Origin of the sequence: Parapusillimonas sp. JC17 (assembly GCF_052180245.1) — a bacterium.
Classification (GTDB): domain Bacteria; phylum Pseudomonadota; class Gammaproteobacteria; order Burkholderiales; family Burkholderiaceae_B; genus Parapusillimonas.
Genome location: NZ_CP197474.1, coordinates 3,206,342 through 3,218,609, shown reverse-complemented (window position 1 = coordinate 3,218,609; position 12,268 = coordinate 3,206,342). Strand labels below are relative to the sequence as shown.

General features: G+C 59.2%; 20 protein-coding genes and 1 tRNA gene. 13 read left to right on the top strand and 8 right to left on the bottom strand.

What is annotated here, in order from left to right:
• Positions 1–16 precede the first annotated feature (16 nt).
• Entirely contained in the window at positions 17–301 is a 285-nt protein-coding gene (locus ACSBPU_RS15515) for an Arc family DNA-binding protein (RefSeq protein WP_442592894.1), read from the top strand.
• Positions 302–373: 72 nt separating this feature from the next.
• On the opposite strand, the gene ACSBPU_RS15510 is transcribed toward ACSBPU_RS15515, so the two are convergent.
• From ACSBPU_RS15510 to ACSBPU_RS15500, 3 genes are all read right to left on the bottom strand, one after another.
• Complete coding sequence (locus ACSBPU_RS15510; protein WP_442592893.1) at positions 374–745, bottom strand: hypothetical protein; 372 nt, start codon at positions 743–745, stop codon at positions 374–376.
• A 9-nt stretch (positions 746–754) separates the two neighbouring features.
• Entirely contained in the window at positions 755–940 is a 186-nt protein-coding gene (locus ACSBPU_RS15505; RefSeq protein WP_442592892.1) for a CsbD family protein, read from the bottom strand.
• A gap of 168 nt (positions 941–1,108) precedes the next feature.
• The gene (locus ACSBPU_RS15500; protein WP_442592891.1) at positions 1,109–1,342 is read right to left on the bottom strand and encodes a hypothetical protein; all 234 of its coding nucleotides are present in this window, start codon (positions 1,340–1,342) and stop codon (positions 1,109–1,111) included.
• A 100-nt stretch (positions 1,343–1,442) separates the two neighbouring features.
• On the opposite strand from ACSBPU_RS15500, the gene ACSBPU_RS15495 reads away from it, so the two are divergent.
• From ACSBPU_RS15495 to ACSBPU_RS15450, 10 genes are all read left to right on the top strand, one after another.
• Positions 1,443–1,733: a hypothetical protein gene (locus tag ACSBPU_RS15495; RefSeq protein ID WP_442592890.1), complete on the top strand. Its 291-nt coding sequence runs from the start codon at positions 1,443–1,445 to the stop codon at positions 1,731–1,733.
• 17 nt (positions 1,734–1,750) lie between these two features.
• Entirely contained in the window at positions 1,751–3,202 is a 1,452-nt protein-coding gene (locus tag ACSBPU_RS15490) for a hypothetical protein (RefSeq protein WP_442592889.1), read from the top strand.
• Between the two features lie 114 nt (positions 3,203–3,316).
• A complete protein-coding gene (locus tag ACSBPU_RS15485; protein WP_442592888.1) occupies positions 3,317–4,303 on the top strand; it encodes a hypothetical protein in 987 nt (328 codons plus the stop codon).
• Position 4,304: 1 nt separating this feature from the next.
• Positions 4,305–4,928, top strand: a complete 624-nt coding sequence (locus tag ACSBPU_RS15480; RefSeq protein ID WP_442592887.1) for a hypothetical protein — start codon at positions 4,305–4,307, stop codon at positions 4,926–4,928.
• A gap of 207 nt (positions 4,929–5,135) precedes the next feature.
• Complete coding sequence (locus ACSBPU_RS15475; RefSeq protein WP_442592886.1) at positions 5,136–5,264, top strand: hypothetical protein; 129 nt, start codon at positions 5,136–5,138, stop codon at positions 5,262–5,264.
• 95 nt (positions 5,265–5,359) lie between these two features.
• The gene (locus ACSBPU_RS15470; RefSeq protein WP_442592457.1) at positions 5,360–5,671 is read left to right on the top strand and encodes a hypothetical protein; all 312 of its coding nucleotides are present in this window, start codon (positions 5,360–5,362) and stop codon (positions 5,669–5,671) included.
• 56 nt (positions 5,672–5,727) lie between these two features.
• Complete coding sequence (locus ACSBPU_RS15465) at positions 5,728–5,925, top strand: hypothetical protein (RefSeq protein WP_442592885.1); 198 nt, start codon at positions 5,728–5,730, stop codon at positions 5,923–5,925.
• Positions 5,922–6,500, top strand: coding sequence for a glycoside hydrolase family 108 protein (locus ACSBPU_RS15460; RefSeq protein ID WP_442592884.1), 579 nt, complete (start codon positions 5,922–5,924; stop codon positions 6,498–6,500). Before ACSBPU_RS15465 ends, ACSBPU_RS15460 begins: the two co-directional genes overlap by 4 nt.
• The gene (locus ACSBPU_RS15455; protein ID WP_442592883.1) at positions 6,490–6,747 is read left to right on the top strand and encodes a hypothetical protein; all 258 of its coding nucleotides are present in this window, start codon (positions 6,490–6,492) and stop codon (positions 6,745–6,747) included. The genes ACSBPU_RS15460 and ACSBPU_RS15455 overlap by 11 nt, the downstream gene beginning before the upstream one ends.
• On the top strand, positions 6,740–6,865 hold the full coding sequence (locus ACSBPU_RS15450; RefSeq protein ID WP_442592882.1) for a hypothetical protein: 126 nt from the start codon (positions 6,740–6,742) through the stop codon (positions 6,863–6,865). Before ACSBPU_RS15455 ends, ACSBPU_RS15450 begins: the two co-directional genes overlap by 8 nt.
• Positions 6,866–7,448: 583 nt before the next feature.
• Here the strand turns inward: ACSBPU_RS15450 and ACSBPU_RS15445 are convergent.
• The 4 genes from ACSBPU_RS15445 to ACSBPU_RS15430 all read right to left on the bottom strand — a co-directional run bounded on the left by ACSBPU_RS15445 (position 7,449) and on the right by ACSBPU_RS15430 (position 10,384).
• Positions 7,449–8,417 carry a protein kinase family protein gene (locus ACSBPU_RS15445; protein ID WP_442592881.1) on the bottom strand — a complete coding sequence of 323 codons (969 nt, stop codon included), beginning with the start codon at positions 8,415–8,417 and terminating at the stop codon, positions 7,449–7,451.
• A 260-nt stretch (positions 8,418–8,677) separates the two neighbouring features.
• Complete coding sequence (locus tag ACSBPU_RS15440; RefSeq protein ID WP_442592880.1) at positions 8,678–8,980, bottom strand: hypothetical protein; 303 nt, start codon at positions 8,978–8,980, stop codon at positions 8,678–8,680.
• 262 nt (positions 8,981–9,242) lie between these two features.
• Positions 9,243–9,716, bottom strand: coding sequence for an alpha/beta hydrolase (locus ACSBPU_RS15435; RefSeq protein WP_442592879.1), 474 nt, complete (start codon positions 9,714–9,716; stop codon positions 9,243–9,245).
• Positions 9,713–10,384 carry an SOS response-associated peptidase gene (locus ACSBPU_RS15430; protein ID WP_442592878.1) on the bottom strand — a complete coding sequence of 224 codons (672 nt, stop codon included), beginning with the start codon at positions 10,382–10,384 and terminating at the stop codon, positions 9,713–9,715. The genes ACSBPU_RS15435 and ACSBPU_RS15430 overlap by 4 nt, the downstream gene beginning before the upstream one ends.
• Positions 10,385–11,071: 687 nt before the next feature.
• Here ACSBPU_RS15430 and ACSBPU_RS15425 point away from each other — a divergent pair.
• Together ACSBPU_RS15425 and ACSBPU_RS15420 are read left to right on the top strand one after the other, a co-directional pair.
• Positions 11,072–11,722 carry a transposase gene (locus ACSBPU_RS15425; protein ID WP_442592877.1) on the top strand — a complete coding sequence of 217 codons (651 nt, stop codon included), beginning with the start codon at positions 11,072–11,074 and terminating at the stop codon, positions 11,720–11,722.
• 29 nt (positions 11,723–11,751) lie between these two features.
• On the top strand, positions 11,752–12,132 hold the full coding sequence (locus tag ACSBPU_RS15420; protein ID WP_442592876.1) for an ISL3 family transposase: 381 nt from the start codon (positions 11,752–11,754) through the stop codon (positions 12,130–12,132).
• Between the two features lie 39 nt (positions 12,133–12,171).
• Here the strand turns inward: ACSBPU_RS15420 and ACSBPU_RS15415 are convergent.
• Positions 12,172–12,257, bottom strand: a tRNA-Leu gene (locus ACSBPU_RS15415).
• Positions 12,258–12,268 lie beyond the last annotated feature (11 nt).

Genomic DNA, 12,268 nt, shown 5'->3' with positions numbered 1-12,268 from the left:
GTGATGGCATCCCACGTTGATTTTCCGAAAGCTGGACGAATTCGACGCAAATAGCGGGCGTACGCTGCCGGGCATGGGAAGACCACGCACAACAAGAACCTCAGATCAGGTAACGATACGGCTGCCGGACGGCCTGCGCGACCGCATCAACAAGCTCGCCGCCCGCAACGGCAGATCCGCAAACAGCGAGATCGTCGCCTTCATCGAGCAGGGCATGAAGAAGCCCACCGAAGCCGAAGAGCGCCTGGCCCGCATCGAGGCAAAGCTCGATGAACTGCTCAATCGAATGAATGGGAAGTAGGGCGCCGGGCAGAAGAAAAGCCCTCCGAAGAGGGCTCTGCAGACGGTTCGTAGAAACCTTTGCTATGCAGGCTTACTTGCCGTACATCGTTTTTGCGTCCGCAATGCACTTATCTTTTGCGTCGCCCGACATGGCGTCACATTTTTCCTTGGCGACTTTATAGTTCGCGTCGCGCTTGTCTTTTTCCGCGTCATGGCGGGCTTCGGCGGACTTCTTGTTCGCTTTTGTGTCCGCCTCTGCGGCTTCACGCTGCGCCTTCGCCTCTTTCTTACAAACGTCCTTGTCGTTGCCGCTCATTCCGTCGCAACGCTTCATGGCCGCGTCATACTGAGCATCGATTTGATCAGAGGTCATTGTCTGGGCAGCGCCTGCTGAAGCGGCGAAAGCCATGAGCAGAGGGGTGGCGGCAATCGCGATGATTCGTCCTAAGTTTTTGGTTTGCATTTGATGTTCCTATTTTGATTTAACAGCGTCACGGACTGCTTCTTTTGCGTCCCCGACTTTGCGCTGAGCAGTACCCACGTTCTTTTCTACCTTGCCTTCAGCCTCTGTCTTGGGGTTGTCGGTGGCCTTTCCGAATGCTTCCTTGACACCGCCTTTCACTTCCTTGGCGGCGCCCTTAACTTGGTCTTTGTCCATCTGTATCTCCAATGGGCTGGCCCGATGGCCAGATACAGACACGTTGGCAAGTAGTGTGCCCGGCGATGCCGAGGTCGAAAGAACTCGTAACGGAGGGCGTAGGAATGGAAAAGCCCCTCCTAGAGAGGCTGCAAGATAGTCATATGCGGTGAACGTTAAGCCGGCTGACTATTTTCCTTGATTTTGCTGCCCGGACTTTTGCCCTTGTTGGCCTTGTCCGGGCTGATTCTGCCCTTGCTGCCCCTGCTGGCCCTGTTGTTGCCCAGACTGTCCAGACTGCCCTTGACCAGGCTGTCCCTGTCCGGTCTGTCCTTGGCCGGGCTTTTGCCCGCCTTGTTGTCCGGATTGGTTCTGACCTTGTTGGCCAGGCTGGTTCGTTTGGTTCGGTTGATTTTGCGTCATGGTGTGACTCCTGATTCTCCAGGCCCCGGGTGGTTCGTAGAGCTGCCGGCGGGGCGTGGGAACATAGCGAAGCATAAGCCGTGCCCGATGGGTAGGTGGAATGCTCGCGCTCGGTATACGATACGGCGCGCGCGGCACCGTCGCTTGGTTTGCGTTCGGTCCGGTATTTGCTGGATTGTCCGGCTCATTACAGCCGGGTGAGCACAAAATCGAAGGACTCACCATGAGCTACGGGACGATCGTCAATGAACTGGCGCGATTGCTTGATATCCCTATCATTGCCTACGACAACATTCCTCACCGCGGCGGGTGCATCCTATATCTTGATGGGCCTGTGAGGCGGATCGATATAGACACCGCGGCGCTTGACCAAGGCGGCCATTCTTATTGAGGCATACACCATGGCATTTGTCGTCACCAAACGCGAATTCGCAACCGCACGCCGCCAAGGGCTGGGCCAAGCTGATCGAGCAGTCGAAATCTCGCATCCGGCAGCGCGATGAGAAAATCGCGAATGCAAAGAAATGGGCTGAGCAGGTCGGGGCGAGCGAGCAACAGCTTGCCACTGTCATTGAAGGCAGCGGGGTCGTCGGTAGCGTTGTCGGGGGCGGTGCGGCCGGCCTCGGTTCGGCTATCGGCGCGGCTTTGCCATATGTCGGTATCGGCCTGGCCGCCGCCTCCGCCTTCGGGCTCTTCGACAGCGGACCTCCGAAGACGAGGCACGGCCAACGCACCACAATCGACTACACCGGTGGCGCATACGGCATCTCGGCGGTGGATGATCGCCAGGCAGCAGGATCTGAGCAAGCAGCACTCGCCGCCGCACAAAGCGCGGTCGCTGCAGCCAATGACCTCTTCGCCAAGGTAGGCGTCAACGCCGGGATTGAATCGTTTTACGCGATCATGGAGTCGTCGGTTCTGGGCGATCGCAACGGCGTAGCCTCGGGCGGCATGCTGCGCATCGGCAACCAGTTGCGCCAGATCGGCATAAAGCAGTCGAGCGACATGACTTTCGCCGGGGTCGGTGGGTGGTCCAGCGAGGATATGCTCTCGCGCCTGCAGACGGACATCACGCTGACGACGCTCGAAGCCTTCCAGGCGTTGGGCGACCAGTTGCCGAGCGTGCTGTCGAACATGCTTGCCGGCATCGATTTTCGCAACATCGACGCGGCGACGGCGCAGGATCTTGCTACGCGGTTTGCCGCGGTCGCCGATGGAGCGACGCAATTCTTGACCGCCGTCGAGGCCTTGCCGTTCGAGCAGCTGCGCGGGCTGAGCTTTGATGCAGCTGCAGGCATGCTCGCCGCAGCGGGCAGCCTGGAGAAGCTGACCGGCAACCTCAATACCTATTACGAGCACTTTTATACTGATCAGGAGAAGCTCGCCCGCTCGACCAGCCAGATCAGCAGCGCCTTTGAGAGCCTGGGCTTCGCAATGCCGGACCTTGCGCTTGGGGCGGAGTCTGCAAGGCTTGCATTCCGGGGCATGGTCGAATCGCTGGATCTGACCACCGAAGAAGGCCAGCGCACGTTTGTGGCGCTCACCGGCCTGTCTGGTGGGTTTGCGCAGGTGATCACGGCGTTTGGCGAACTCAATGGTGCTGCCGGGACGGTGGCCGACACGGTCCGCTCTGCCGCCGACATCCTGCGCGAGCGCCAGGGCCTGGAACTGCAGCTGCTGCAACTGCAAGGCAATACAGCCGAGATCCGTCGACGTGAGCTCGATGCGCTGGACGCGAGCAATCACGCGCTGCAGCGGTACATCTGGTCGTTGCAGGATCAGCAATCCGCCTGGGATACGGCTGTGGCGGCTGGCGAATCCGCGTTCAGCGCGCTGTCCCGGTCCGTCTCCGCCGAGTAGTCGCGCCTGCAGAAGGAATCGCAAGCCATTGCCGACGCCCTGCGCAATTCGATCTCAGCCGCCTCAAGCACGGTCAACGAGCTGACGAGCCTGACCGGGCGCCTGACCTCGACCGTGCAGCGCATGATCGGACAGGGCCTGGACGACAGTCGGAACCGTGCCTGGGCACGAGATCGCATTGACCGGGCGCTGTCGGTGGCCAAGCTCACTGGTGTCATGCCGCAGGGCGCCGACTTTGAGGCGGCTCTGTCCATTGTGGCGGAGCCTTCCGAAGGCTTGTTCAGCAGCTTCGAGGATTACCAGGCCGATTTCTTGCGCACGGCTCACACGATCAGCAGCCTGAACGAGCTGGCCGACAGCCAATTGTCGACCGAGAAGCGCGCACTCAACGCGCTGGAGGATCAGCTCAAGAACTCGCAGCAGTGGTACCAGGCGGAAATGGAGCGCCTGGACCAGCTCCTGGAAATGGAGCGTCAGCGCCTGGACATCGCCATGGGCACGTACCAGACGCTCTTGACGATCCCCGAAGCGCTCGCCGGCATCACGGCGCCCATTGGCAACATCAAGCTGGTAATGCCGCCTGCAGCCGGCGGTGGGGCGGGCACAGGTGGCGGTGGAGGCTATACGCCAGTTCCCGGGTCCGATATCGGCTCATCGAGCTGGACAACGGATTACTTCCTGTCCAACCCCGATGTCCTGACTGCTTACGACACGTCGTGGGGGATGTCGCCCGAAGCCTGGGCTCAGTATCACTGGGACACGTATGGGCGCAACGAAGGCCGCTCTTTCGCGGTGGGCACGAACTACGTGCCGTTCGATATGCACGGGGTTTCTATCCACGAGGGCGAGCGAATCGTCCCTGCGGCTGACAACCGAGAGCTGATGCAGATGCTGGCCCGGGGGAGCAATCAAGGCAGCGAGATTCGCTTGTTGCAGCAGGAGATCCGGGAGCTGCGCGCCATGCTGGCAACGAAGCTGGACGAGGGCAACCGCACCTCGCGGAACATTGAGCAAACCAATAGACAGATGGCTGAACAAGGGGCGCCGGTCTACGTAACGAACGCAGCTGTTCCCACCGTCGCAGTGATCCCAGGAACTTGATATGGATGTATTGCTTTCCAACGAAGTCACCATCGTGAGCACCAACGCGCCTGAGCGTCGGCCTGGCGAGGTGGAGTGGACAAACGCGGCCTGGCCAGCCGGGTCAATCGTCACCCGCTCCGATACTCAGCGCGTCTACCGAGCGGCCTACAACGTTCCAAGTGGCGGTGTGCCGCCCGAGGAGAATATCGCGGTTGCCCAGTTGCCGTACTGGGTCGATACGGGCCCGATGAATCGGGTGGCCATGTTTGACAAGGTGGTCAAGTCTCAGACGGTCGGGCCGATAGACGCCAACCTGGAGGTGGTGTTCAAGCCCGGCGTCATCACCAGTTTGTGGCTGGGCAACATGAGCAACGTGACCGCCGCCCATGTCGTCGTGCGAGACAAGACGGGCGGCGATGTGGTGTTCGACGATCGCCGCGTGTTGGTCGCGCGGGTGACCACCGCATGGGATTGGTGCTTTGCGCCCTTTGATCTGCAGCGTGACGCGCAGTTCACGGGCATTCCAGCATATCGCAACTGCGAGGTGACGCTCACCCTTGAAACGGGCGGCACCGCGCTGGTTCCGCTCAGCCAGGAGCGCATCGACGACATGTTCCGCCTAGGCGCAAGCATCCAAGCATAGACCGGCCCCGAGCCGGTTTCTTTTTGGCCCCTTGAAATATTCCCCCCCGCGCCCCACTTTCCTGAACGGTAACTTTTCCGTACGTTCTTTTTCGTGGGGTTGACAGTGGACTATCTAAAGCAAGCTGAAGAAGTGTACGCAGATGGCCCGTTCAAGGGGAAGCGAAAAATCCACCCGTATCGCACGGTGCTATCAAGGCTGAGCCAAATGGGCATAACGCCCCATGTTCGGCAAGCCACGGAGAGCGATCGCGCCTACGTGGAGCGGATGAACCGCGACTATTTCGGTATTTTTTCCGATGTCCTGGAAGAAGGAGTGCTGAATGAAGTCGGTTGACCGCTGATATCTATGCCCGGCCCCGCGCCGGGTTTCTTCTTTCAGGCCCTGCCGATTGGTGGGGCTTTTTCTTTTCTATCCACCGAGAGAGGCCGATGGCTGATATGCAAAATTTCGAGGCGATAGCTGTCAAGCTGGCGGGTGTGGCCGGGGCCGTGGTGTCCATGCGATTCCTGCAGGGCACCTTGCTTGAGCGTCTGAGCATGGCGACCAGCGGCGCACTGCTCAGCTACTACCTCGCCCCACACATTTCCATGAGGCTCGGCATACCCGAGGGTCTGACCGGATTCCTGGTCGGATTCTTTGGTATGGCCGTCGCATCCCGGGCATGGGAAGCAGTGCAGGCCTTTCCGATTAACGCGATCTGGCAGGCCGTCATCGATCGCATACGCGGACGAGGGGTATGACATGGACCAAACCATATACATGACCGTCCAGGCGGCAGTGTCGGCGGTGTGCTGGCTTGGCCGTGGTTGCCAAGTCGATCCACGACACCACCATGGAGCGGCTGGGGCTGTCGGCGGTGTCGCTTGCGGCCACGGGTGCCGCATGCCGAATCGTCGCGGATGGCTGGGCAAGCGACGGATCCGCGGCGCTGGCCTTGGCCATGGCCGGCTATGTCATGGCCGTCGCCTATAAGCATGTGCGAGGTGCGCAATGAGCTGGCTATCGAATCTTTTTGGTGCCACCGCCAAGCCGCCCGAAAGAATCCCGCCGCCCGCGCTGCCAGCGCCCGGCACGCCGGTCACGTTCGATCTTGCATTTGAGCGGCTGATCGGTCACGAGGGCGGCTACGTCAACCATCCTGACGACCCGGGCGGAGAAACCAACTGGGGCATCACCCTGCGCACGGCCCGAGAGGTGGGTTACACCGGTTCCATTCGGGAACTCACCCGTGACCAAGCGCGCGAGATCTATCGCACCGCCTACTGGCAGCGGGCCCGGTGTGACGAGTTCGACGGCGCCATTGCTTTTCAGGTGTTCGATGCCGCAGTCAACCATGGCATCGGCAACAGCATCCGTTTTCTGCAGCGGGCGGCCAGTGTGGCTGACGACGGGCTGATCGGGCCGGTGACGATGTCGGCTGTGCAGCGCATGACCGTCACCGACGTGCTGGCCCGTTTCAATGCGGCGCGGCTGGAGTTTTACACCAAGCTTTCGACCTGGCCCAGCTTCGGCAAGGGCTGGGCGCGTCGGGTGGCTGGAAATCTGAATTATGGAGCCGATGATGCTTAACGCACTGGTATTGATCCGGAGCCACTGGAAGCTGCTGGCCGGCGCGCTGGCCGTCTTGGCCATCATCGGCACCGTGCTGCTGTACGGCTCACACAAATACGATCAAGGGGTAAGCGATGAGAAATCAAGACAGGCGGTCGAGGCGCTTAAAGCGGCCACGGACCGCAGCTCGGTGGAAGACGCTGTGCGCAGCATGCCTCCTGGCGCCTCTCTTAGCGAGCTGCGGCGCGACTGGTCGCGTGATTGATACCAGCTGCTACTGGACCAAGCCCTTCAGGGTGAGCCAGGGCGACATTCTGACCGAGGAGCTGGCCGACGATCTGCTGGTCCATAATCGGTTGAGGGCGCTGCGGTGCCCGGCGTGAGGCGGCTACGTGGGAGAGGGTGTGCGGTGCCCAATAAGCCCGCATCAGTACGGCAAGCCTGGGAAAGTGCGTTTCAGCTGGCGCACGAGACGCTTCCTTAGCAGAGTGGAGCGGCGTTTCCGCGTATCCTCATCTGCCGGGGAGGGCGGGTTGGGTGGCATGTTCATGTTGCTGCCCTGTGCAAATAGGGCGTGAGCGGTGTAGGGTACAGCTGTCATATAGATCCTAATCGTCAACCTGGGATGATTCCGTGTGGCCGACTTTTATTATTGTCACCAGTTCAGGATACGCTACGGACCGTCATTGACCTAGGAATGATTTGCAAGCAATCAAGTCCGCCTGACGATCACACCGCCTCCGCCCGAAATACTGCTCAGTGCCAGTGGTCATGACGCATGGCAAGCCTGAGTGCAGGAACGCGTGTTGGTGGCGTATGGAGAGTATGCGGCGCGGCACCGGGAGACGGCGGAGGCGTGGCCGAGGTGATGTGTCCACGCACAGGGCGCACGGTAAATCCTCTGGCGCAACAAAGTGCGCTAACGCGGCGCGTGGGCGAATCGCATTACTCTATGGGCATAACTGATCAAGTCTGCTGGGATCGTAAACTTGCTGCGGTGGCAGAGACTTCTCTCCACAGCTCAATGGCCGATTGGGTGCGTGAGCTGACATGCCGCCTTAGAGCTCTCGCGATTGCAGGAGCGTAAGGTGACGAATGTGCCTCGGCCAGCTGTCGCGGCACGCCATCCAATATATCCTGCCGACCAAAATGCAATTCCTTGTTATGAATTAGGTTCAGCAGAAGCAGCCCTACGTGGTAGATATCTACATGTCTGCCGACGGCGCCAAACTCAGAATGGTTGAGGCATTCTGGAGGCATGATCCATTGCGCGACGATTGAGCCGGATTGTCGAATATTGCCTTCTAGGTTACTGATCCCTAAATCTGCAACCTTGAATTGCCAAACCGGATCCTTCCACGGCGCCATTGCATCACGCTGATGCGACACTAAGATATTCCCCGCGTGGAGGTCTTTGTGAACATATCCGCTCCCATGGATGAAGTGAAGTGCGTGAAGCACGTGGCGTGCGACATGGGGCAACCATAGTTCTCCGTTTAGTCCTGGAGCGAGCAAGATGGCGGAAAGAGTCATCGCACACCGTTCCATCACGATGTAGAACGTATCTCTAAACTCGAAGGCGGCGTGAACATATGTGATATTGGGATGCCGCAGGTAAAGCAGGCTCATCAGCTCTGCGTGCCAAATGGCGCGAACCTGTTCATATGTTTGGGATTGTGGAGATATGACTTTCGCTGCAAGCTCATTGCCCCATTCGTCAACACATTCATACACTGTCCCGAATGCGCCGGAGTCGATTATTCGACCTATGAAGTAAGTAATATTGTTGGACCAAATCCGCTCGCCTTCGGTCGGGGGAACGAACGTGCGAACAGGCGCCTGCTGAACAGTAAGGCCTAAAGGTGCGGCCTGCAGTGGTGGTGCGATCCACTCGTTCTGATGTGGAGACTGATTCTGCTGTGGAAACTGGCTCACCGCTACGATCCTTTGGAATTGCCGTTTTGCAGGGTTAGCATTGTGCGACGTCAGTTCAAATCGGCTCCGCCGCTTCCGCCATGTGATACCGCGCCATCCTACCCCCAAGCCATTCTTCCGTCTCCTCGGGTTTCTCCGTGGGGTTGGTTGTTACCATGCCATGACAACCAAATCGGAAAAGCCCCGCTTTCTGTCAACTAGGCAGCAGTCACACCGCCTCAGCTCGAGACACCGTCCGGGACCGTTTCCTTTTTTGAGCACTATTTACAGAGAAGAGAGCGGGACACCTGGGAAGCCGCGACGATGGTGCCCTTGTGGTCGACGTGTAGGCCCGTGCGGCAATATCCGCGTACTGCTGCATTCGCCGAGCCGAACTGCTCCTCCCAAGTGTAGATTGTGATGTTGTCAGGCATGGGCATGGTGGACTGAGGGGGACCAAGTACCTGCACGGCTTCGGTAATATTCTTGCCCTTCCACTTCGCTGCAACGCTCTCTGATGTCGGAGTCGCGCAACCGGTGGCGGCAGCGGCGATGATAGCTACGACGAACGCTCTGAATAACATGGCTGCTCCTGTATCAACGACGGGCGGTTATCGATCAGAACCTGCGGATGCATTTTGACATATTTATCGGTCAGCCTGAAGTGCTGCATTCCCGGGTCGCGCCAGAGGTCGCTACCGCCCCTTGCATTTACCCTCCATCATCCATTCGTTCGCCCTGGCTCCCCATCCGTCTGGCTTCGACTTGCGTGCGGCCTCGAGTAACGGCGCCCGCGTGGGCGGTTAAATTGGCTCACTCGCATCCGGCAGCTCATACCGAGATTTCTCAGTAATATCTTCGGCGCCGAAAGCTCGATGCTGCGCGTGGCGCCTCGCTCATTACTTGATCCTCACTGAACCTGACGCCATTGCCGACCTGGTAGCGGCTGGCAGTCACCAACTGCTCGATAATCACACCGCTGTAGTAGTCGGTCGGCTTCGTGGGCAGGGCGGTAACACGAACCGGGATCCATCGTTCAGTCGATTGGGCCGTCAGTTGCACCACGTCCCCGATATTTAGCTCAAGCGCGCCCGGCGCACGGTGCGTATCGCGGTGGCCTACAACAATACGGAACTCCATTGGCCCGTGAACGACGTATGCGCCCCGAATAGCCATGTCCGCCTCTCGCAGCCGATCTACGATGTTGGCCGCTGCGACGGTGCCGCGCTCATTCTCAAAAATGACAGCATGCGCTGCTGCCCGGTCTGGTTCCGAAAGGCCCATCAAACTAGCCAGGACTGCAAATTGTTGCTCGGTCATAAATCTATCTGCTTACTGGCATCGTCAAGCTGATACCTGGTGTTGCCCATCTTTCGCGTTACCTCCCACCACCGAAACGCAGACTCCGGCCGCGAGGTGGTGAGCAGCTCAAGCGCTGCATCGACTGGCGTGGCCGGATCCAGCCACGTGATCGCGTCTTCGGGCGACAGGCATATGGGCCTGCGGTCGTGGATATCGACCATGCCGCCGGCGGCGTCGTCGGTGATGATGGCAAAGCCGGTTTCCGCGGATACCTCGCGCCCCGGTAGCCAGGCTGTGATGCCGGCCATCAAAATGGGCTGCGTATCCTTAGGGTTGATAAACCAGGGCTGCTTATCGCCCTTGTCGCCGGTCCATTCATACCAGCCGTCCGCCGGCACGATGATTCGATTGGCCAGCAGCGGCTTCCAAAAGCCCGAGCCCTTGAGCACGGTGTCCAAGCGCGCATTGCTCACTGGCCCATGCTTGTACCAAGGTGGCTTGTAGCCCCAAAAGAGCCGGTCTGCATGCTCGGCGCCGTCACCCAGCCGATGCAGGACCAGCGGCCTGGCACCAGGCGGGACGTTGTATTTCGGACCGTCCGGAACGTCAAGGATCGCTCGAGGGCTCCAGCGGAGCGTCTCCATGTAGTCGGCCAGCCCCACGGCCTGCTTGATTCGTCCGCACATCACGATCTCCGCTCGCCTGTGTACGCCTTGAATAATACGCCATCAACCGCCCGCCTTATCCAATTCCTGGCGCATAGCCTGCCGATTGTCCTCTATCTCCTGGATGCATGGCTCAACCTTGAGCCTTTCCACAAGTCCATGGCGTACAAGGTCTGTGCACTCAGATCTGCTATCCACGCAATCTACATACTGCTGCGCGATAACTGCTATCACGCGCAGGCGCCGGATCTCGTGCAGCAGCCTGCGCACGTCGGCGTTGCGTAAGTTGCCGTCGCGGATGGCGATCAATTCCAGACGGGAGAGGGGAGGCGGAGGCATGCTATAAAACTGGATATAAACACAGTATTTTTAGCACAAAAAAGCCCGCATGGTGGCGGGCTATGGGCGGTCGTTTATTTGCAAAAGCGGAACGCCTTGCGGAACGAATGCGGAACGTCGCAAAAAAGCGAAATCCGGCTGCACTCTAAGTAATTGATTGGCTCTTCATCATAAAAGGGGGACAGCGACATTCATTAAACTTGTTTTTGCGAAGAAACACGTCTAATGGAGTGAATGCCGATGTCCCCAGTCGATTTTATCTTAGGAATCCGGGATGTATTGATTGAACGCGTCGAGCGTGGCCGAGAGATTCATGTCTGGGCCAGGCCAACCAAGCGCTCGGCCTGCATCCATTGCCAGCAAGGGCCGGTGCGCATTAAAGCCACGCACCAGCGTACGCTCAAGCACACGCGCCAGGGCAATCAGCTCATGGTGTTGCACCTGGCCGTGCCCAAGTACCACTGCTTGGACTGCAATCGGTATTTTCGCCATCGCTTTGCGGGCATCCGGCCGCGGCGCCGGGCCACCGAGGCGTATCGCCTGGAGGTCTTCGAGGCGCACGACGGGGGCGTGAGCCAGCGTCAGCTCACGCGCACGCACCGGATCGGCAGCGCCACGGTCGAGCGCTGGTACCAGTCCTTTATCAAGCAACGGGTCTCGGAGCTGTCTGGCCGAACGTGCCCCCAGGTGCTGGGCATTGATGAACACTTCTTCAGTCGCAAGAAGGGCTATGCCACCACGCTGGTGGATTTAAAGCACCACAAGGTGTTCGATGTGGTGCTGGGCCGCTCCGAACAGAGTCTGCGGGCCTATTTGAAGCGTTTACCAGGCCGCGAGCACGTGCGTGTCATTGTGATGGATCTGTCCGAGACCTATCGGCGCATTGCCCAGGAGTACTTTCCCAATGCGATGATCGTGGCTGATCGCTTCCATGTCATCCGGTTGGTGAACCGGCATTTTCTGAAGCTGTGGCAGCAGCACGACCCTGAAGGGCGCAAGAACCGGGGCTGCTCAGCCTGATGCGTCGGCACCACTGGAAGCTCTCTTCTGTGCAAAAGGAGCGACTGCATCAGTACCTGGCCCAGTCGCCCGTGCTGCGGGCGCTGTATTTTGCCAAGCAGCAACTGAATGGATTTCTTGTCATGAAGAACATGAGGGCCCAGCGAGCCCAGCGGCTCTTGCCCAAGTTCCTGGCGTTGATTCGTCAGTTCGAACAAAGTCCAGCCAGGGCCTTGGCCGCTACGCTAACATCGTGGCTGGAGCCGATTGTGCGCATGTGGCGCTTCTCCAAATCCAACGGCATCACCGAAGGATTCCACACCAAGATGGAGATGCTCTCGCGCAGAGCGTATGGCTTCAGGAATTTTGAGAATTACCGCATGCGGGTCTTGGCCCAGTGCGGTTGGAACGGTGTCATCAACCGTGTCTAGTGAATGCGCATCCCCCGAAAATGGGGTAGAGCCCCATTTTGGTGCACCCAGCCGGAATCGAACCGGCACGATCAAGGATCGAGAGATTTTAAGTCTCTTGCGTCTACCAATTCCGCCATGGGTGCGCGGTTTGCGA

Coding starts and splice junctions, on each gene's coding strand:
- ACSBPU_RS15510 (WP_442592893.1), bottom strand. CDS start 745: ATGCAAACCAAAAACTTAGGACGAATCATCGCGATTGCCGCCACCCCT.
- ACSBPU_RS15505 (WP_442592892.1), bottom strand. CDS start 940: ATGGACAAAGACCAAGTTAAGGGCGCCGCCAAGGAAGTGAAAGGCGGT.
- ACSBPU_RS15500 (WP_442592891.1), bottom strand. CDS start 1,342: ATGACGCAAAATCAACCGAACCAAACGAACCAGCCTGGCCAACAAGGT.
- ACSBPU_RS15495 (WP_442592890.1), top strand. CDS start 1,443: ATGCTCGCGCTCGGTATACGATACGGCGCGCGCGGCACCGTCGCTTGG.
- ACSBPU_RS15480 (WP_442592887.1), top strand. CDS start 4,305: ATGGATGTATTGCTTTCCAACGAAGTCACCATCGTGAGCACCAACGCG.
- ACSBPU_RS15475 (WP_442592886.1), top strand. CDS start 5,136: ATGGGCATAACGCCCCATGTTCGGCAAGCCACGGAGAGCGATCGCGCC.
- ACSBPU_RS15470 (WP_442592457.1), top strand. CDS start 5,360: ATGGCTGATATGCAAAATTTCGAGGCGATAGCTGTCAAGCTGGCGGGT.
- ACSBPU_RS15460 (WP_442592884.1), top strand. CDS start 5,922: ATGAGCTGGCTATCGAATCTTTTTGGTGCCACCGCCAAGCCGCCCGAA.
- ACSBPU_RS15455 (WP_442592883.1), top strand. CDS start 6,490: ATGATGCTTAACGCACTGGTATTGATCCGGAGCCACTGGAAGCTGCTG.
- ACSBPU_RS15440 (WP_442592880.1), bottom strand. CDS start 8,980: ATGTTATTCAGAGCGTTCGTCGTAGCTATCATCGCCGCTGCCGCCACC.
- ACSBPU_RS15435 (WP_442592879.1), bottom strand. CDS start 9,716: ATGACCGAGCAACAATTTGCAGTCCTGGCTAGTTTGATGGGCCTTTCG.
- ACSBPU_RS15430 (WP_442592878.1), bottom strand. CDS start 10,384: ATGTGCGGACGAATCAAGCAGGCCGTGGGGCTGGCCGACTACATGGAG.